Below are 17,456 nucleotides of genomic sequence, written 5' to 3'. Positions count from 1 at the left end.
CCCCTGGTAGCCCCGTACCGACCCCGGCAGATACCGTTCGTCACATGCCGGACTACCTCGACGATCTGCGCCTGGCCCACGTCCTCGCGGACGCCGCCGACGCCACCACCATGGACCGCTTCAAGGCCCTCGACCTGAAGGTGGAGACGAAGCCGGACATGACCCCGGTGAGCGAAGCGGACAAGGCGGCGGAGGAACTGATCCGCGGCCACCTCCAGCGCGCCCGCCCGAGAGACGCGGTCCTCGGCGAGGAGTACGGCGTCGAGGGCTCCGGCCCCCGACGCTGGGTGATCGACCCCATCGACGGCACCAAGAACTACGTACGCGGCGTCCCCGTCTGGGCGACCCTCATCGCGCTGATGGAGGCGGGCGAGGGCGGCTACCACCCCGTCGTCGGCCTCGTCTCCGCCCCCGCCCTCGGCCGCCGCTGGTGGGCCGCGAAGGACCACGGCGCCTTCACGGGCCGCAGCCTGACCTCCGCGACCCGCATCCACGTCTCCGCCGTCGGCAAGCTCGCGGACGCGTCCTTCGCGTACTCCTCCCTCTCCGGCTGGGAGGAGCAGGGCCGCCTCGACGGCTTCCTCGACCTCACCCGCCAGGTGTGGCGCACGCGCGCGTACGGCGACTTCTGGCCGTACATGATGGTCGCCGAGGGATCCGTGGACATGTGCGCGGAGCCGGAGCTGTCGCTCTGGGACATGGCCGCCACCGCGATCGTCGTCACGGAGGCCGGCGGCAGCTTCACCGGCCTCGACGGCCGCCCAGGCCCGCACAGCGGCAACGCGGCGGCGTCCAACGGTCTGCTGCACGACGAGTTGCTGGGGTATCTCAACCCGCGCCGCTGAGGTACGGGACTAGTCCCGATACGCCCTCAACTGGCGTCGCGCGCCCCCTTGTTGACCCGCCTTTTACCTGTCACTCTGAAGCCACCCCCACTTGTGAACTTGTGAATCCAGGAACTAGCGCACTGGATTCCTAGGAGGTGGCCCCACCCATGCTCGTCCGTGACGCCATGAGCACGGTGATCCTCACCGTCGGACCCGCCCACACCCTCCGCCAGGCAGCCGCCCTGATGTCCGCCCGCCGGGTCGGCGCCGCCGTCGTCCTCGACCCGGACGCCGGCGGCATCGGCATCCTCACCGAACGCGACATCCTCAACTCCGTCGGCCTCGGCCAGAACCCCGACACGGAACGCGCCCACGCACACACCACCACCGACGTCGTCTTCGCCGCCCCGACCTGGACCCTGGAGCAGGCCGCACGCGCCATGGCCCACGGCGGCTTCCGGCACCTGGTCGTCCTCGACCGCGGCGAGGTGGCCGGAATCGTCTCGGTCCGCGACATCATCCGCTGCTGGGCCCCGGCCCCGGAGCCCGCAGCGGCGTTCTGAGCGAGCGCAGAGAAAAACGGAACGGACCGGACCCCGAGCACCAGGGGGTCCGGCCCGCCTGGGGGCACCTCCCAGGCCCTTTGGGCACAAGCGTGCCGCCTGCGGGGCGCCACGGCTGCCATCATCCAACATTGGATAAGTTCTAAGTCAGAGATCGATCCAAACTCACACCTATTCCCGTCCTGGTCCCCCTTGCTGTTAGGCTGGTGTCCATGAGCGACCTTCTGGAACGGCTGCGTGGACGCGGATGGCGGATGACCGCGCAGCGGCGCGTCGTCGCCGAGGTCCTCGACGGCGAGCACGTCCATCTGACGGCCGACGAGGTCCACGCACGGGCTGTCGCGAAGCTGCCCGAGATCTCCCGGGCGACCGTCTACAACACACTGGGCGAGCTGGTCTCGCTCGGCGAGGTGCTGGAAGTCGCGACGGACAAACGCGCCAAGCGCTACGACCCGAACGCGCACCGGCCGCACCAGCATCTGGTCTGCGCCCGGTGCGGCGCGATCCGCGACGTCCACCCGACGGGCAACCCGCTCGCCGACCTCCCCGACACCGAGCGCTTCGGCTTCACGGTGTCGGACGTCGAGGTGACGTACCGGGGGCTGTGCCCGGACTGCGCTCGGGCGTAAGCGAACGCCGGAGAGGGGGGCGAAAGCCCCCTTTTTTACGCTGTTCCTGAATACGACTGAGGGCCGGAATCCATCTCTGGATTCCGGCCCTCGGCCTTCAGTAGCGGGGACAGGATTTGAACCTGCGACCTCTGGGTTATGAGCCCAGCGAGCTACCGAGCTGCTCCACCCCGCGTCGGTGAACACGACATTACGCGAGGGAGGTCGACGGAAGCAAATCAGTTACCGGGGACGTGGCGGGGCTCACGCCGAGAGTTCCTCCCGCAGTGCATCCCGCAACCGCCCGGCCCGCTCCGATACCTCCGCCGGCCCCAGCTCGACCGCGCGGTTGGCCCACCGTTGCCCCTCCGCCAGCTCCCCCCGACGCGCGTAGACAAGGGCCAGCCGCAGCGCCGCCCGGCCGTGCCCGGCGTCGGCCGCCCGCGTCCACCACACCGCGGCCTCCGGCTCGCTCCCCTCCCGGGCGAGCAGCAGCCCGAGGTTGAAGGCGCCGTTGCGCGACCCGGCCTCCGCCGCCGCGCGGTACCAGCGCGCCGCCTCGACCACGTCACCACGGGCCGCCGCAAGCATCCCGACCCGCACCTGTGCCCGCCGGTGCCCCTGGGTAGCCGCCCGCTCGTACCACTCCTCGCACTCGGTCTTCTCGTGCACGGTCTCGCCCAGCTCGTGCGCCGGCTCCGGCGGCCGCCGCGCGTCGAGCAGCGCCGCCAGCCGGTACGCCGCCTCCGCGCTGCCCCCGCCCGCCGCGCACCGCAGATGCCGCTCGGCCTCCTGCTCCTCGCCCGCGCGCAGCCGGGCGATCCCGACCTGGAGCGCGGCCTCGGTGTGCCCGGCGGCGGCCGCCCGCTCGTACCAGCGAAGCGCCATGGTCTCCTCGCCGCGTCCGGCGTAGAGGATGCCGAGGTTGAACGCGGCGTCCACGCTGCCGGCCTCGGCGGCCTTGGAGAACCACGGCTCGGCGCCGGTGGTGTCGCTGCCCTGGAGCAGCAGGATGGCGAGCGCGTTGGCGGCCTCCCGGTGCCCGGCGTACGCGGCCCGCCGGTACCACTGCTCGGCCTGCGCGGTCCGCCCCTGCTCGGCGCAGAGCAGCCCGAGGTTGTAGGCGCCGTTGTCGTCACCGGCGTCCAGCGCCGCCCGGTACCAGCGCTCGGCGGTCTGGGTCTCGCCGCGCTCGGCGTGGAGTGCGCCGAGCGCGTTGGCCGCGTTGCCGTCGCCCTCCTGGGCCGCGCGCAGCCACCACACGGCCGCGCTCTCGGTGTCCCCGGCGTCGCGCAGCAGAAAGCCGAGCGCGCAGGCGGCCCGGGCCTCGCCGTCCTTGGCGGAGGTCAGATACCAGCGCCCGGCCTCCTTCAGTTCCCCCCGCTTCTCCAGGATCGCCCCGAGGTGCAGCGCGGCACGCCGGTGGCCGCGCGCGGCGGCCTGCCGGTACCACTGCTCGGCCTCGGCGACAGCGTTGTCGGCCCCGGCCTCGTCCTCACGCCCGGCGGTGTCGAGCGCGCGCGCCAGCCGGTAGGCGGCCTCCCGGTGTCCCCGCTCGGCCGCGACCCGCATCCAGTGCTCGGCACCGACATCCCCGCGGTGCTCCAGCAGGTCGGCGAGTGCGTAGGCGCCGAGGACATGGCCCTGCTCGGCGGACTGGCGCAGCCAGTACTCGGCGGCGGGCTCGTCCCCGCGCTCCCGGTGGTAGCGGCCCAGGGCGTGCGCGGCGGCCGCGGAACCGGCGACGGCGGCGATGCGCCACCAGCCGGCGGCCTCCTCGGGGTAGCCGCGCTGGTGCAGCAGGACACCCAGGTTGTTGGCGGCGGCCCGGTCGCCGGCCGCGGTGGCGGCTCGCAGATGGGTTTCGGCTCCGTCGAGGTCGCCGCGGCGCAGCAGCATGGCTCCGAGGACGCTCGCGGCCTCGGCGTCGCCGCTCTGCGCGGCGAGTCCGAGGCGTACCTCCTCGGCGGCGTCCCCCATGTCGGTCATCTCGTCACGGGACGCTTCCTCACCGGAAGGCTGCACAAATCGCCCTGACTCGAACAGAGTTGCCTTGTCCCCCATAACGTCCATCGTCGCACCACCTGCAACCTGGGTACACCCGGTATACCGCAGCCCGTGAGGTCACTTCAGCGTTTTGTCGACATGCCCACAGGACGACAAGTCAAACACACACCCCTGAACTCCCCACGGCGGCGCGGCCGTCCCTCCCCTCAGCACATGAGTTCGCACACCACGAAGGCCCGGATCCCTTGAGGATCCGGGCCTTCGACTGCAGTAGCGGGGACAGGATTTGAACCTGCGACCTCTGGGTTATGAGCCCAGCGAGCTACCGAGCTGCTCCACCCCGCGCCGTTGCATGTCAACCGTACCACGACGTGGGGAGCCCTTGATCAAGTGCCCTTTTTGCCGGTGTTCTTGTCGGCGTTCTTGCCGCTGCCGGACCGACCGGCCTTGGCCTCCGCCTCCTGCGCCCGCTGCAGCGCGTCCTTCAGGTCCTTCTGGGCCTTGGCGTACGCGGTCCAGTCCGGCCCGCTCGGCGCCTGCAGGGCCTTCTGCCCTGCGTCGTACGCCTTCTGGGCGTCGTTCAGGGCCTGTTGGACGGTCGGGTTGGCGGACGTGGGCGGACTGGTGGTGCCGGTGCCCGGCGGGGTGGTCGAACCCTGCACCCCGAACACCTTGTTCAGCGCCTCGTCCAGGGTGTTCTCGAAGGCCGTCTTGCCGTTGTAGGTGACCAGCACCTTGCCCAGCAAGGGATACTTCAGCTTGCCGCCGAGGACGTAGACCGGCTCCGCGTACAACAGTCCGCCGTCGAGCGGCACGGTCAGCAGATTGCCGTACTCGACCTTGGAATGTCCCCGGGTGAGCAGGCTGATCGTCTCCGCGATGTCCGGCCGGGAGTTGAACTGGCTCTGCACCTGTTTGGGACCGTCGGCCGTCGTGCTGGTCGGCAGCTTCAGGATTCTGATCTTGCCGTAGTCACTGGTGCCCGGGTCGGAGTCGACCGCCATGAACGCGCTGAGGCTGTCACGTCCGTTCGGCGTGAACGTCGTCGTCAGCGAGAACGACTGCTTGCTCTGGTCCGGCATCTTCATGCTCAGGTAGTACGGCGGCACCGCGCTGCCCGAGTCGTTGGTCGGGTCGTCGGGCACCTGCCAGACCTCGCTGCCGGTGAGGAACGTCTGCGCGTCGGTCACGTGGTAGCGCGTGAGCAGCTCGCGCTGGACCTTGAACAGGTCCTGCGGATAGCGCAGGTGGGCCAGCAGGTCGGGGGAGATGGCGCTCTTCGGCTGCACCGTGCCCGGGAACGCCTTCATCCAGGTCTTCAGCACGGGGTCACGGGTGTCCCACTGGTACAGCTTGACCTCGCCGGTGTACGCGTCGACGGTCGCCTTCACCGAGTTGCGGATGTAGTTGACCTGGTTCTGCTGGGCCACCACCGCGCGGTTGTTGTTGGTGGCGGTCAGCGAGTCGGCCGTCGTATCGCCCAGGGTCGTACGGGAGGAGTACGGGTAGCCGTTCGACGTCGTGTACGCGTCGACGATCCACTGGATACGACCGTCCACGACCGCCGGATAGGCGTCCCCGTCGATGGTCAGCCAGGGGGCGACCGCCTCCACACGCTCCTTGGGCGTGCGGTTGTACAGGATCCGCGAGCCCTTGCCGATCGCGCCGGAGTAGAGGATCTGCGGCTCGTTGAACGCCACCGCGTACGCGGCCCGGTTGATCGGGTTGTCGAGGTTGACGCCGCTCTTGCCGGTGTAGCTGGTGGTCTTCTCGTCGCCGTTGTCCGCCGAGTAGTCGACCTCCTTCTGCGGGCCGCCGACGATGGAGTACGTGGTGGTCTTCTCGCCGTAGTAGACGCGCTGTTCGTACGTGCCGAGGTCGCCCTTGGACGGCAGGTTGGACTCGGTGAAGACCGGCTGGCCCTGGTCATCGGCCTCGGTGCCCTTGGCGGCGACCACGCCGTAGCCGTGCGTGTAACGGAAGTGGTCGTTGATCCAGTTGTTCTTCGGGACGCCGTCCAGGTTCAGCTCGCGCAGGCCGATAACCGTGTCTTTCTTGGCGTCCTCGCCGTCCTTCGCGGGGTACCGGTCGACGTCCAGATTGGTGGGGAAGGCGTAGTAGTTCTTCATCTGCTGCGCCTGCTGGAACGTCGGCGAGACGATGTTCGGGTCCACGATCCGGATGCTCGCGGCGTCGTCCGCGTCACCCCGCAGCCTCGTCGTGTCCGAGGTCGTGGACTTGCCGGCGTACTCGGTGACCTTGGTGTCATCGATGCCGTACGCCTCGCGGGTCGCCTTGAGGTTCTTCTGGACGTACGGGGCTTCCTTGGCCTGTTCGTTGGGCTGGACCTGGAATTTCTGCACGATCGCCGGGTACAGGCCGCCGATCAGGATCGCCGAGAGGACCATCAGGCCGAAGCCGATGACCGGAAGCTGCCAGGTGCGCCGCCACAGTGTGGCGAAGAACAGCAGCGCGCAGATGGCGGCGATGCAGAACAGGATCGTCTTCGCCGGCAGATAGGCGTTGGCGTCGACGTAGCGCAGGCCGGTCCAGTTGCCGGTCGCCTTGAAGTCGCTGGACTTCACCGCGAGGCCGTACCGGTCGAGCCAGTAGGCGACCGCCTTGAGGGCGACGAAGATGCCGAGCAGCACCGACAGATGGCCGGTCGCGGCGGCGGTGGCCCGCGCGCCGGGGCTGGTGACGCGCAGCCCGCCGTACAGATAGTGCGTGAGCGCGGCGGCGATCAGGCACAGGACGGCGGCGGCGAAGCCGAAGCCGAGCAGAAAGCGGTACCAGGGCAGATCGAAGGCGTAGAAAGAGACGTCGAGGTGGAACTGGGGGTCCTTCTGGTGGAAGGGCACGCCGTTGACCCACATCAGCCAGGTCCGCCACTGGCCGGCCGCGGAGGCGCCGGCGATCAGCCCGACGAGCGCGGTGACGGCGAGCAGCAGCCACTTCTTGTACGGCGCGATGCCCATCCGGTAGCGGTCGAGGCTCTGCTGCTCCATGGACATGGCGCTCAGCGGGGGCCGCAGGCGGTGCGCCAGCCAGATGTTGACCCCCACCGCGACCGCCATCAGCAGACCGAAGACGGAGAAGAGGCCGATCTTGGTCCACAGCATGGTCGTGAACACCGACGAGAAGTGCACCGACCGGTACCACAGCCAGTCCGTCCAGAAGCCCGCGAACATGGTGAACGCCATGCCGAGGACGGCCAGGACGCCCAGCGTCATGAGCAGGGTCCGGACACCCCGGGACGGTCGTCCCGCTCTGATCCGCGGCCCCGTCGGGCCTCCGCCGCGGTCCGGCATCTGGAAAGCCAAGGTGCGCACCTCGAAGTTCGCTGTCGATCCGTCAGGCCCTCGTGTTCGCGGACCCGCCGTGGCCCCCGTGATCGCGGACCCACACCTATGCAACTTACTCACGCATTCCTCGGTTCCCGATTCCGATGTGGAACGAGGCAGGATTGTGACCATGTCCAACACTCCCATGGCAGCGAGCCCGCTCACCCGGGCCGTACTCGAGATCGACGAGTACGTCTCCGGCCTCGGCTGGGACCAGCCCGCTCGCCTCTTCGCCCTTGTCGACACCGCACGGCTGCGGGCTCAGGAACCCGCGCTCGCGGCCCAGCTGGGCCTTGAGGACGAGTCCGCCTCCGCCGGTCTCACCCCGATCGAGCAGGACGAGATCCCGTCCGGCAAGCCGCTGGACGAGTTCCTCGGCACCATCGCCTGGCCCGACGCCGTGGCCGGCTGCGCCCTCTCGGTGGAGCGCCTGATGCTGCCGCCGACCGCCGAGGCGCAGGTCCCGAAGAACCTGAGCGAGGCCGAGCTGGCCAAGTGGGTGGCCGACCACCCCGAGCGCCAGGAGGTGCGCATGACGGTCGCAGTGCTGCGCGACGGTGGCCGCGAGTCGGCGCTGCGGCTGCGCGAGAAGGACTCCCCGACGGAGGTCCTGACCGGCCCGGACCTGGTGCCCGGCCTGGCGGCGGCCCTGGCGGCGACGTTCGAGGACTGATACCGACCGGTTCGGTACGGCGATGGAGGCGCCCCTGCCGGTGAGGGGCGCCCCAGCCGCGTGACGGTTTCCCCGGGGGGACGCCCCGGCCGGGTCAGCGTCGCGCGCGGGGGCCGCTCAGCCCTTGGTGGTGCACTTGGGCAGCGCCGCGGTGTTCCCGCTGCGGATGTCCTTCAGCGCGCCGAGCGCGTCGCCGATGTTCTTCACCTTGACCAGGGTGAGCCCGCTCGGGGTGTCCTTGGCGGCGGCCGCGCAGTTGTCGGCGGGCGTCAGGAAGTACTGGGCGCCCTTGTCGCGCGCGCCGACGGTCTTCATCTCGACGCCGCCGATCGGCCCGACGGTGCCGTTGTCGTCGATGGTGCCGGTGCCGGCGACGAACTTGCCGCCGGTCAGGCTGCCCGGGGTCAGCTTGTCGTAGATGCCGAGGGCGAACATCAGACCGGCGCTGGGCCCGCCGACGTCGGCGAGCTTGATGTCGATGCTGAACGGGAAGGTGTGGTCGGTCCCGGCGGAGATCCCGACGATGGCCCGCTTGGCGCCGCTGTCGTCGGACGTGGCCGTGGTGATGGTGACGTCCTGCGTCTTCGTCGCCGTCCGGTGCGCCTTCTCGGCGGCGGCCTGCTCCTTGGCGGGGACGACGGTGAAGACGACCTTCTGCCCGGGCTTGTGCCTGGTGACGAGCTTGGCGACGTCGGTGGGCTGCTTCACGGCCGTGCCGTCGACGGCCTTGATCACGTCACCGGCGTGCAGCCTGCCCTCGGCGGGCGAGTTCTTGACGACGGTGGAGACGATCACCCAGGACTTGACCGGGATGCCCAGCTCCTTCAGGGCGGCGACCTTGGCGCTCTCCTGGGACTGGCTGAACTCCTCGGCGTTCTGCTGCGAGGACTGCTCCTCGGTCGTCCCGTTCGGGTACAGCGTGTCGTGCGGGACGACCTTGGTGTCGTGGTCCAGCCAGCCGTAGACGGCCTCCACCAGGTTCATGCGGAAGTCCGCGCTGGTGACCCGGACGGTCGTCATGTTCAGGTTGCCGCTGGTCTTGTACGTGTCGTGCCCGGTGATCTGCAGCACCGGCTCGCCGTCGTGGTCCCCGAGCGTGTTCACGGTCGGGCCGGGGGACATCTCCGAGTACGGCACGGGGATGAGCACTCCCGCGCACAGGAGCGCGATCAGCATCAGGGTGGAGGCGAGCATCGTCGCGGTGCGGCGTGGCATGCCACGACAGTACGGGACGCCTCTGTCAGCGCACCGTCAGGGCACCCCCGTCACGCACCCCCGGCACCCGTGTGGGATCTCTCCATGGCCTCGCGGAACCGGGCATATCCGTCCAGCTCCGGACCGTCGCCGCGCACCTTACGAGTCCGATTGGCCCAACTGCCCCACAGTCCGCCGCCGACCGCGGCCACCAGCGGAATCAGCAGCCAGACAAGCGCCCCCATGCCGACCTCCCAACGCCATGAGCGTCCGCAACTGACTGATCAGCAGATTAACCATCCGCACTGACAACGCTCACGCGAGGGTGCCGGTTACGCAACACGGGGTAGCCCGTGTGCTCCGAGTGACCCAGCTCAGCAGGCGCCGACCCGCCCACGCCCCCCGACGACGGCGCTACGCGCCGACCCATTCATCCGTACCGTCGGAGAATTTCTGGTGCTTCCAGATGGGCACTTCGTGCTTGAGGTCGTCGATCAGCTTCCGGCAGGCGTCGAAGGCCTCGGCCCGGTGCGGACAGGCGACGGCGACGACCACGGCGAGATCCCCGACCCGCAGGTCCCCCACCCGGTGCACGGCGGCCAGCGCCCGCACCGGATACTCGGCCACCACCTTCTCGGCGATCCGCCGCATCTCGGCTTCGGCGCTGGGATGGCACGAATACCCGAGGGCGTCCACATCCGCACCCCCGTCGTGGTTCCGCACCGTCCCCACGAACAGGGCGATGCCGCCGGCCGCGTCGTCCCCGACGGCCTGGAACACCTCGTCCACGGAGAGCGCGGTCTCCCGGACACCGATCAACTTGACGGGATCCTGTGCCGACTGCTCACCGGGGTGCTCGTTCGCATGTGCCATACCCCCCATCGTGCCGCACGCCTGTGACACCGGGGAATACGAGATTCACCAGGCACGCGCGCGGGGCGTTTTGGATGCTTGTACGACGCAGCTGCGGCACGAGGCCCACCCCGCCCGGCCTCGCCCGGGCTCAGACCCGCCGCCGAGCCTTCCGGGCCCGCCGGACCACAGCGGCGGCGCCGAGCAGAGCCACCGTCGCCCCCGCGGCCCCCGCGGCCGTGGCGTCCTTGCGTCCCAGCCGCCGCCCGGCCACCGTGTGCCGCCCGGAGACCTCCTCCAGCAGCTCCGCGAGCACCTCCTCATTGGTCCACCGCGGCCGCCACCCGGCGTCGTGCAGCCGGCTCCCGCTGACCACCCACGGGTACATCGTGTACGCCAGGTCCCCCGCCGGGGACGGCGTGAGCCCGATCCGGTGCAGCCGGGCCGCCGCGCCCAGCGCCACCGCCGAGGGCAGCTCCATCCGCCGGATCCCGCTCAGCTCCTCGACCTCCTCCTGCTCCAGCCACCCGTCGCAGCCGACGGCCAGTTCCCCGTCGACCTTCTCCAGGACCGCGTACTCCAGGGCGCTGCACAGGTCCTCGACATGGCAGAACTGCCACGCGGGCCGCGACCCGGCGACGACGAGCAGCCGCGGCGACTCGAAGTACCGGGTCAGCGCGGTGTCGGTACCCCCGACCAGCACGGCGGGCCGGACGACGGTGACGTTCAGCCCCGGATGCGCCCGCGGCGCCCGGCGGGCCAGCCGCTCGATCTCCAGCAGGTCCCCCACGCCGGTCGCCTCGGCGGTCGCGCGCAGCTCCGCGTCCTCCGAAAGGGGCAGCTCGTTGTCCGGCAGCGCGCCGTAGACCATCGCCGAGGTGCACAGCACGACCCGGTGCACGCCGGCCGCCGCGGCGGCCGTCAGGACGGTCTGCGTCCCCCGGACGTTGTAAGCGGTGCGAGCGGCCGGATCGGTCTCCAGGTCCAGGTCGAGCGCGAGGTGGACGACCACGTCGGCGCCCCGCAGCCGGTCCGCGATGGCGGGGTCGCGCACGTCCAGGATGTGCCACTGCGCCGCGGCGCACTCCCCGCGCCGCTCGTCGATGGCGATGACCTGCTTGATCTCCTCGCAGGCGGCGAGCCGCTCGGTGAGCAGGGCGCCGACCCCGCCGGCGGCGCCGGTGACCGCGACGACGGGGCCGCGCACGGCGGGAGAGGTAGACGGGTTTCGCGCTGCGCGAACCTGCGGATCTGGGGAACTCACCGGGCGTCTCCAGCGGTTGTCTTCAGTACGAGCGCGAGTGACGCGTCCGTACCAGGTGCATCCATCCTGCCGCAGGCCTGCCGTGGGCGAAGCACCGAGGCCCGATCGGGTCCGGGTGTCTACGCTTGGTGTTGTCGGGCAGCCGCGCCGCCGGAGAGAACCGGCGGCCTTACCAGCCGAGGAATCCCGTGAGTGACACCCCATTCGGATTCGGCCTTCCGCCGGAGGAGCCGGAAGACGGCGACGAGGGCAAGAAGAAGGACCAGGAGAGCGGTGGTGGGCAGGGACCGGCCAACCCGTTCGGTTTCGGCGGCCTGCCCGGAGCCGGAGGCTTTGGCGGCCCCGGCGCCGACAATCCGCTCGCAGCCATGTTCGGGTCGCTGAACCCCACCGACCTGGGCGCCGCGTTCCAGCAGCTGGGCCAGATGCTCTCCTACGAGGGCGGCCCGGTGAACTGGGACATGGCCAAGCAGATCGCCCGCCAGACGGTCGCCCAGGGCACCCCGGACGGCACGAAGGACGCCAGCGTGGGCCCGGCCGAGCGCAAGGCGGTCGAGGAGGCCGTCCGCCTGGCCGACCTGTGGCTGGACGACGTGACGTCCCTGCCGTCGGGCTCGGCCTCGGCGGTGGCCTGGTCCCGCGCGGAGTGGGTCGAGGCGACCCTGCCGGCCTGGCAGGAGCTGGTCGACCCGGTCGCCGAGCGGGTCGGCGCGGCCATGGGCGACGTCCTGCCGGAGGAGATGCAGGCCATGGCGGGCCCGCTGATCGGCATGATGCGTTCGATGGGCGGCGCCATGTTCGGCACGCAGATCGGTCAGGCCGTCGGCGTGCTCGCGGGCGAGGTCGTCGGCTCCACCGACATCGGCCTGCCGCTCGGCCCGGCCGGCAAGGCCGCGCTGCTCCCTTCCAACGTGGAGGCCTTCGGCAAGGACCTCAGCGTGCCGCAGGAGGAGGTGCGGCTGTACCTGGCCCTGCGGGAGGCGGCCCACCAGCGACTGTTCGCGCATGTGCCATGGCTGCGCTCGCACCTGTTCGGCGCGGTCGACGGGTACGCGCGCGGGATCAAGGTCGACACCGCCAAGCTGGAGGACGTGGTCGGCCAGTTCGACCCGCAGAACCCCGAGCAGCTGCAGGACGCCCTGCAGCAGGGCATGTTCCAGCCGGAGGACACCCCGGAGCAGAAGGCCGCCCTGGCCCGGCTGGAGACCGCGCTGGCGCTCGTCGAGGGCTGGGTGGACGCGGTGGTGCACGCGGCCGCGAAGCCGCGTCTGTCGTCGGCCGACGCCCTGCGCGAGACCCTGCGCCGTCGCCGTGCCACGGGCGGCCCGGCCGAGCAGACCTTCGCCACCCTGATCGGGCTGGAGCTGCGCCCGCGCCGGCTGCGCGACGCCTCCCGCCTGTGGGCCTCGCTCACGGACGCGCGCGGGGTCGACGGTCGGGACGGCCTGTGGGCCCACCCGGACATGCTGCCGACCGCGACCGACCTGGACGACCCGGACGGCTTCGTGCACCGCGAGCAGCTGGACTTCTCCGAGCTGGACAAGATGCTCGGGGAAGCCGCCGAGAAGCCGGACCTGCGCAAGAAGGACGACGGCGCGGCAGAGGGCGACGACGCCCAGTGAGCCTCCACGACGACGCGGTCCTCGTCCTGAAGGGGTACGAGGGCCAGGACGAGCTGCGTCAGGCCTACCTCGACCATCTCGCGGCCCACCCGGACGGCATGTGGAAGGCCTGTGAGGCCGGCCATGTGACGGCGAGCGCCCTGGTCGTCGATCCCGAGCACGGCCGGGTGCTGCTCACCCTGCACAGGAAGCTGCGGATGTGGCTGCAGATGGGCGGCCACTGCGAGCCGGGCGACCCGTCCCTGGAGGCGGCGGCGCTGCGCGAGGCGACGGAGGAGTCCGGCGTCCCCGGGCTGGCCCTGTTGCCCGGCGGCCCGGTGCGCCTGGACCGGCATCCGATCCCGGCGCCCTGCCACTGGCACTACGACGTGCAGTACGCGGTCCTGGCGCCGCCCGGCGCCGTGCAGGCGATCAGTGACGAGTCGCTCGACCTGCGCTGGTTTCCGTACGACGAGGTGGCCGAGGTGGCTGACGAGTCGGTCGTACGCCTGCTGGAGGCGACGCGGGCCAGGCTGTGACGGTGTGAGGGACGGCCCGGTGCAAGGGGTGGCTGCCATGGCGGCCACCCCTTACCCGCCGGCTCAGCTCCAGACGTTCCCCTGGTTCTGCCCGCGCGCCCCGTGCTGCCCCATGCCGAACTGGGCGGCGAGGCCCTGTCCGATCACCGCGTTCTGCGGCGGCAGCAGCTCGCTGGGCTGGACCAGCGCGAAGCCGGACCCCATGAAGCTCAGCTCCCAGCCCTCACCGGTGTTGCCGCGCCGGCGCCACACTCCGGAGGAATGGGTCTGCGCCTGCATCTGCACGCGCAGCCCGGTCGACCAGGCGACGATCGCGTCCGCGTCGCAGTTGACGTACTTGTCCGGCGTCACCTGCATCAGCAGCGGCGCGCCCGAGGTCATCAGGGCGACCTTGCCGCGCCCGGTGATGTTCAGCTGGTACTTCCCGGAGCCGGAGATGCCGTAGAGGCTGTCGACGGCGACGACCTCGTAGTGCAGCGAGGAGTCCATGGCGAGGACGTAGGAGCTGTCGACGGTCAGCCCGTCCTGCTCCACGTCCATGATGTGCACGTGCTGGGCCAGGTTGGCGAGATACACCGTGCCCTGCCCATGACAGCGCATCAGGTCCAGGCCCTCGCCGGTGTACGCACGCGCGCGTGCCTGGTTGTTGCTCCGGTACTCGGCGTCGAACTCCATCAGCCCCTGGTAGGCGACCATGGTGCCCTTGCGGGCGAGGATGTCGTCGTGGCCTTCCAGGGTCACGCGGAGCAGCTGCGAGTTCTGCAGGCTCCAGCGCTCCTGTGTCTGGACGTCGTTGTGCGCGAAAAGCGGGCTCTGCATGACTTACTGACTCTCCCTCAGCCCCGGATCCGGAGGCGGTCGGTGCTGTCCTCGCTGGGCTGGACGACGACGATGCCCTGGCCGGAGAAGGCCATCTGGTAGGCCTCACCGCTGCCCCGGCCGATCAGCGACTGCGCCTTGAAGCTGCGCTTGCCCTTCACCTTCAGGTTCGGCGACCAGGCGACGAGCGCGTCCGGGTCGACGTACGTCTCGTCCTCGCCGCCGCCGCAGTCGACGACGATCGGCTTGCCCCGGGAGGTCAGCGCGACCCAGCCCTGCCCGGAGATCCTCGTGTTCCACAGCCCCTGCCCGGCGAACTTCGCGAGGCCCTTGACCCGCTCCACGCCCCAGCTGAGGTGGGCGTCGAAGGCGAGCAGGTTGGTGGCGTTGACGGAGATGCCGTCGCCGTTGAGGTTGATCACGACGACATTGGCGCCGTAGTCGGCGAGGTAGAGCAGGCCAACGCCGGTGCACTTCATCAACGGGGCGCCCTCGCCGGTGATCCAGTCGCGGGCGATCTGGCGGACGGCCGGCGGGTTGGGCTCGTACTGGATGAAGCCTTCGTAGGCGACCATCGAGCCCACGCGCGCGAGGAGGTCGTTCCCGGTCTGCATGGCGACCTTCAGCATGTGGCTGCCGTGGTTCTCCATGCGGGCGGTGACGGGTGCGGGGGCGTAGCCCGCGAGCGGCTGGTTCATGACGGGCTCCCTTTAGACCTCGTACGGCTGGACGACGATGAAGTTGCCGGGCGCGCCCCGGAACTGGAGGTTGACGCTCTCGCCGGTGTCGCCCGGGTAGGCGTTGCGGCGCATGCGGACCTGGCTGGAGACGATCACCTGGGAGGCGGCCGACCAGGCGACGACCGCGTTGCAGTCGGCGAAGGTGGTCGGCGTGACCGGCAGGACCACGGGCGTGCCGTGCGTCTTGACGACGATCGTGCCGGTGCCCTGGAACTGCATGGTGAACAGCGCACCACCGGGGATGCCGTGGCCCTCGATGCGGCGGACCTCGTAGTGGAGGCTCTCGTCGAAGGCGAGGACGTTCTCCGCGGACACGCAGATCGCGTCGCCCTGCAGTTCGACGGGGTGCACATGGGTGGCGTTCTCGGCGAGGAACACCTGGCCGTTGCCGGTGCAGCGCATCAGCTGCATCTCCTGGCCGGTGGCGTTGCCGACGATCCGCCCGGCGAATCCGGCGCCCTTGTAGCTGAAGTCGACCTTGCCCTGGTAGAGCACCATGCTGCCCTGCCGGGCCAGCACGGGCTGCCCGCCGATGCCGAGGTCGACCCGGATGAGCTTCTTGTTCTGCTGCGTCCAGCGCTGCCCGGTGGGCGTCTCCTTGAACGCCTGGAGCGCGGCCGTCACACCGGCGCCGCCCTGCGGTACTCCGGTGCCGGCGGGCTGTTGGCCGGGGACCTGCCCGTATCCCGGGGGCATGGGCGCGGGGGGCCGACCGCCGTAGGAGGGTGGCTGCTGGCCGTAGCCCGGGGGCATCGGCGCGGCGGGCTGACCGCCGTAGGAGGGCTGCTGGGGCGGCTGGCCGTACGGCTGCTGGGGCTGTCCGTACGGTGCGGGAGCCGGGGCCGGCGGCGGGACGGTGCCGCCCACGGGCGGGGTCATGGGGGCGATGACCGTCGGCGCGGCATGCACGTTCGGCGCGGGCGCCGGGGCGGGTGCCGGGGGCGGGGTGTGGCCCTGCGGGGTCTGTCCGGGCGGCGGTGTGAAGCCCTGCGCGGGAGTTGCTCCGGACGGCGGCGCGAAGCCCTGGGCGGCGGGCTGTGGCGCGGGGGCAGGGGCGGGCGCGGGGGCGGCCGGGGCGGCGAACGCGGGCGGGGTCGTGCCCTGGGCGGGCGGGGCGAAGCCGGGGGCGGCACCGGTCTGCGGCTGTTGCGGGGCGGCGGGCGCCTCCTCCTCCAGCACTTCGCCGCCGAAGTTCTTCAGCAGCGCCTCAAGTCCGCCGTCGAAGCCCTGCCCGACGGCCGCGAACCGCCACACGTCCTTCAGGTAGATGTCGCCGACCATCACGGCCCGCTCGGTGGAGAACTCCGCGCCGGTGAAGGAGTACCGCGCGACCTCCTCACCGCCCGCCACGATCCGCAGGTAGCCGGGGGCGATCTGCGACATCTGCCCGGCGCCGTCGATGGTCGCCGTGAAGGACAGCTTGTGGATGTGCGAGGGGATCCGGTCCAGCGTGACCCGGAACGACTCGGTGTCGCCCGCCTGGGCACCCAGCAGCTGGATGGACTCCTCCGGGGACTTCGGCTGGTTGAAGAAGACGAAGTACCGGTCGTCCGAGAGGCGCTCGTCGGCGTCCAGACCGAAGCAGCTGATGTCGAAGGTCAGCCCGGGGCCGGAGATCTGCACGCCTACGTACAGATCCGTGCCCGCCGTGAGGTCACTGATCCTGGCCTTGTGGCCGCGTTGGAATTCCCTGGCCATGCGTAACGACCGTCCCCCATCCCGAATATGAGTGCGTCGCGCCAGGCTAACGGCAAAGTCCGACAGCGGACGCAGGCGGTACAGACCCGGTACACAACCGCGCCCGGAGGGGGACGGACGGCGCCGGGCTCACCCCCCGCGCGCCCCGGGCACATGCGGCAGCCGTTCCGCGGCGACCACCCCTTCGAGGTAGCCGCGGGCCCGCTCGGTGCGCGGATACGCCTCCAGCAGCCGCCAGAAGTCCGGCCCGTGACCGGGGACCAGCAGATGGGCCAGCTCATGGCAGAGGACGTAGTCGACGACGTACTCGGGCATCCCCTGCAGCCGGTGCGAGAGCCGGATGCTGCCCTCGGCCGGGGTGCACGAACCCCAGCGCGTGTTCTGGTTGGTGACCCAGCGTACGGAGGCGGGGCGCGCCCGGCCGTCGAAGTACTGCGCCGACAGCCGCTCGGCACGCTCGGCCAGCTCGGCGTCGCCGAGCACCCGCTTGCTCTCCTGGGCAGCGAGTTTGTCGAGCATGACGGTGATCCAGCGCTGTTCCTCCGCCTTCGACATCCGGGCGGGGATCAGTACGACGGTGCGATCGCCCTCGCGGTACGCGGAGACCGTCCGGCGGCGCCGGGAACTCCTGCGGACCTCGATCGCGCTCGCCCCCGAGCCGCCGGGCGGCTGGCTCGTCGTGCTGCGCTGTGGATTTCCGGCGCGGTGCAGTGGGTCGGCGGGCACG

16 protein-coding genes and 2 tRNA genes are annotated in these 17,456 nt (G+C 70.8%); 6 read left to right on the top strand and 12 right to left on the bottom strand.

The window, feature by feature from the left end:
• Positions 1-44: 44 nt before the first annotated feature.
• The 3 genes from hisN to ACZ418_RS07625 all read left to right on the top strand — a co-directional run bounded on the left by hisN (position 45) and on the right by ACZ418_RS07625 (position 2,019).
• A complete protein-coding gene (gene hisN / locus ACZ418_RS07635; RefSeq protein ID WP_468358375.1) occupies positions 45-845 on the top strand; it encodes a histidinol-phosphatase in 801 nt (266 codons plus the stop codon).
• Between the two features lie 149 nt (positions 846-994).
• Positions 995-1,390 carry a CBS domain-containing protein gene (locus ACZ418_RS07630; protein ID WP_468358372.1) on the top strand — a complete coding sequence of 132 codons (396 nt, stop codon included), beginning with the start codon at positions 995-997 and terminating at the stop codon, positions 1,388-1,390.
• Between the two features lie 212 nt (positions 1,391-1,602).
• Positions 1,603-2,019: a Fur family transcriptional regulator gene (locus ACZ418_RS07625; protein ID WP_228623407.1), complete on the top strand. Its 417-nt coding sequence runs from the start codon at positions 1,603-1,605 to the stop codon at positions 2,017-2,019.
• A gap of 101 nt (positions 2,020-2,120) precedes the next feature.
• Here the strand turns inward: ACZ418_RS07625 and ACZ418_RS07620 are convergent.
• From ACZ418_RS07620 to ACZ418_RS07605, 4 genes are all read right to left on the bottom strand, one after another.
• Positions 2,121-2,194 (bottom strand) — tRNA-Met (locus tag ACZ418_RS07620).
• A 68-nt stretch (positions 2,195-2,262) separates the two neighbouring features.
• A complete protein-coding gene (locus ACZ418_RS07615; protein ID WP_468358368.1) occupies positions 2,263-4,071 on the bottom strand; it encodes a tetratricopeptide repeat protein in 1,809 nt (602 codons plus the stop codon).
• Positions 4,072-4,276: 205 nt separating this feature from the next.
• Positions 4,277-4,350 (bottom strand) — tRNA-Met (locus ACZ418_RS07610).
• 41 nt (positions 4,351-4,391) lie between these two features.
• On the bottom strand, positions 4,392-7,316 hold the full coding sequence (locus ACZ418_RS07605; RefSeq protein WP_468358938.1) for a UPF0182 family membrane protein: 2,925 nt from the start codon (positions 7,314-7,316) through the stop codon (positions 4,392-4,394).
• Between the two features lie 163 nt (positions 7,317-7,479).
• Here ACZ418_RS07605 and ACZ418_RS07600 point away from each other — a divergent pair, with 163 nt between their 5' ends.
• On the top strand, positions 7,480-8,022 hold the full coding sequence (locus ACZ418_RS07600; RefSeq protein WP_468358365.1) for a PPA1309 family protein: 543 nt from the start codon (positions 7,480-7,482) through the stop codon (positions 8,020-8,022).
• A 117-nt stretch (positions 8,023-8,139) separates the two neighbouring features.
• Here the strand turns inward: ACZ418_RS07600 and ACZ418_RS07595 are convergent, their stop codons facing one another.
• From ACZ418_RS07595 to ACZ418_RS07580, 4 genes are all read right to left on the bottom strand, one after another.
• Entirely contained in the window at positions 8,140-9,237 is a 1,098-nt protein-coding gene (locus ACZ418_RS07595; protein ID WP_468358362.1) for a YlbL family protein, read from the bottom strand.
• A gap of 50 nt (positions 9,238-9,287) precedes the next feature.
• Positions 9,288-9,461 (bottom strand): hypothetical protein, encoded by a 174-nt coding sequence (locus tag ACZ418_RS07590; RefSeq protein WP_385316635.1) that lies wholly within the window; start codon positions 9,459-9,461, stop codon positions 9,288-9,290.
• 169 nt (positions 9,462-9,630) lie between these two features.
• Positions 9,631-10,089, bottom strand: coding sequence for a molybdenum cofactor biosynthesis protein MoaE (locus ACZ418_RS07585; RefSeq protein ID WP_468358358.1), 459 nt, complete (start codon positions 10,087-10,089; stop codon positions 9,631-9,633).
• 130 nt (positions 10,090-10,219) lie between these two features.
• On the bottom strand, positions 10,220-11,332 hold the full coding sequence (locus ACZ418_RS07580; protein WP_468358355.1) for an SDR family oxidoreductase: 1,113 nt from the start codon (positions 11,330-11,332) through the stop codon (positions 10,220-10,222).
• 188 nt (positions 11,333-11,520) lie between these two features.
• Here ACZ418_RS07580 and ACZ418_RS07575 point away from each other — a divergent pair, with 188 nt between their 5' ends.
• Together ACZ418_RS07575 and ACZ418_RS07570 are read left to right on the top strand one after the other, a co-directional pair.
• Positions 11,521-12,954 carry a zinc-dependent metalloprotease gene (locus ACZ418_RS07575; protein WP_468358352.1) on the top strand — a complete coding sequence of 478 codons (1,434 nt, stop codon included), beginning with the start codon at positions 11,521-11,523 and terminating at the stop codon, positions 12,952-12,954.
• Positions 12,951-13,472, top strand: coding sequence for an NUDIX hydrolase (locus tag ACZ418_RS07570; protein ID WP_468358349.1), 522 nt, complete (start codon positions 12,951-12,953; stop codon positions 13,470-13,472). The genes ACZ418_RS07575 and ACZ418_RS07570 overlap by 4 nt, the downstream gene beginning before the upstream one ends.
• 63 nt (positions 13,473-13,535) lie before the next feature.
• Here the strand turns inward: ACZ418_RS07570 and ACZ418_RS07565 are convergent, their stop codons facing one another.
• The 4 genes from ACZ418_RS07565 to ACZ418_RS07550 form a co-directional block, all read right to left on the bottom strand.
• On the bottom strand, positions 13,536-14,291 hold the full coding sequence (locus tag ACZ418_RS07565; RefSeq protein WP_468358346.1) for an AIM24 family protein: 756 nt from the start codon (positions 14,289-14,291) through the stop codon (positions 13,536-13,538).
• 17 nt (positions 14,292-14,308) lie between these two features.
• Positions 14,309-14,989, bottom strand: coding sequence for an AIM24 family protein (locus ACZ418_RS07560; RefSeq protein ID WP_468358343.1), 681 nt, complete (start codon positions 14,987-14,989; stop codon positions 14,309-14,311).
• A 12-nt stretch (positions 14,990-15,001) separates the two neighbouring features.
• Positions 15,002-16,729 carry a TerD family protein gene (locus ACZ418_RS07555; protein WP_468358340.1) on the bottom strand — a complete coding sequence of 576 codons (1,728 nt, stop codon included), beginning with the start codon at positions 16,727-16,729 and terminating at the stop codon, positions 15,002-15,004.
• A gap of 129 nt (positions 16,730-16,858) precedes the next feature.
• On the bottom strand, positions 16,859-17,455 hold the full coding sequence (locus tag ACZ418_RS07550; protein ID WP_468358337.1) for a M48 metallopeptidase family protein: 597 nt from the start codon (positions 17,453-17,455) through the stop codon (positions 16,859-16,861).
• Position 17,456: the final 1 nt, after the last annotated feature.

The organism is Streptomyces sp. NPDC030820 (genome assembly GCF_055572075.1).
The sequence above is the reverse complement of the archived record's forward strand: the minus strand, read 5'-3'. Positions and strand labels throughout refer to the sequence as shown.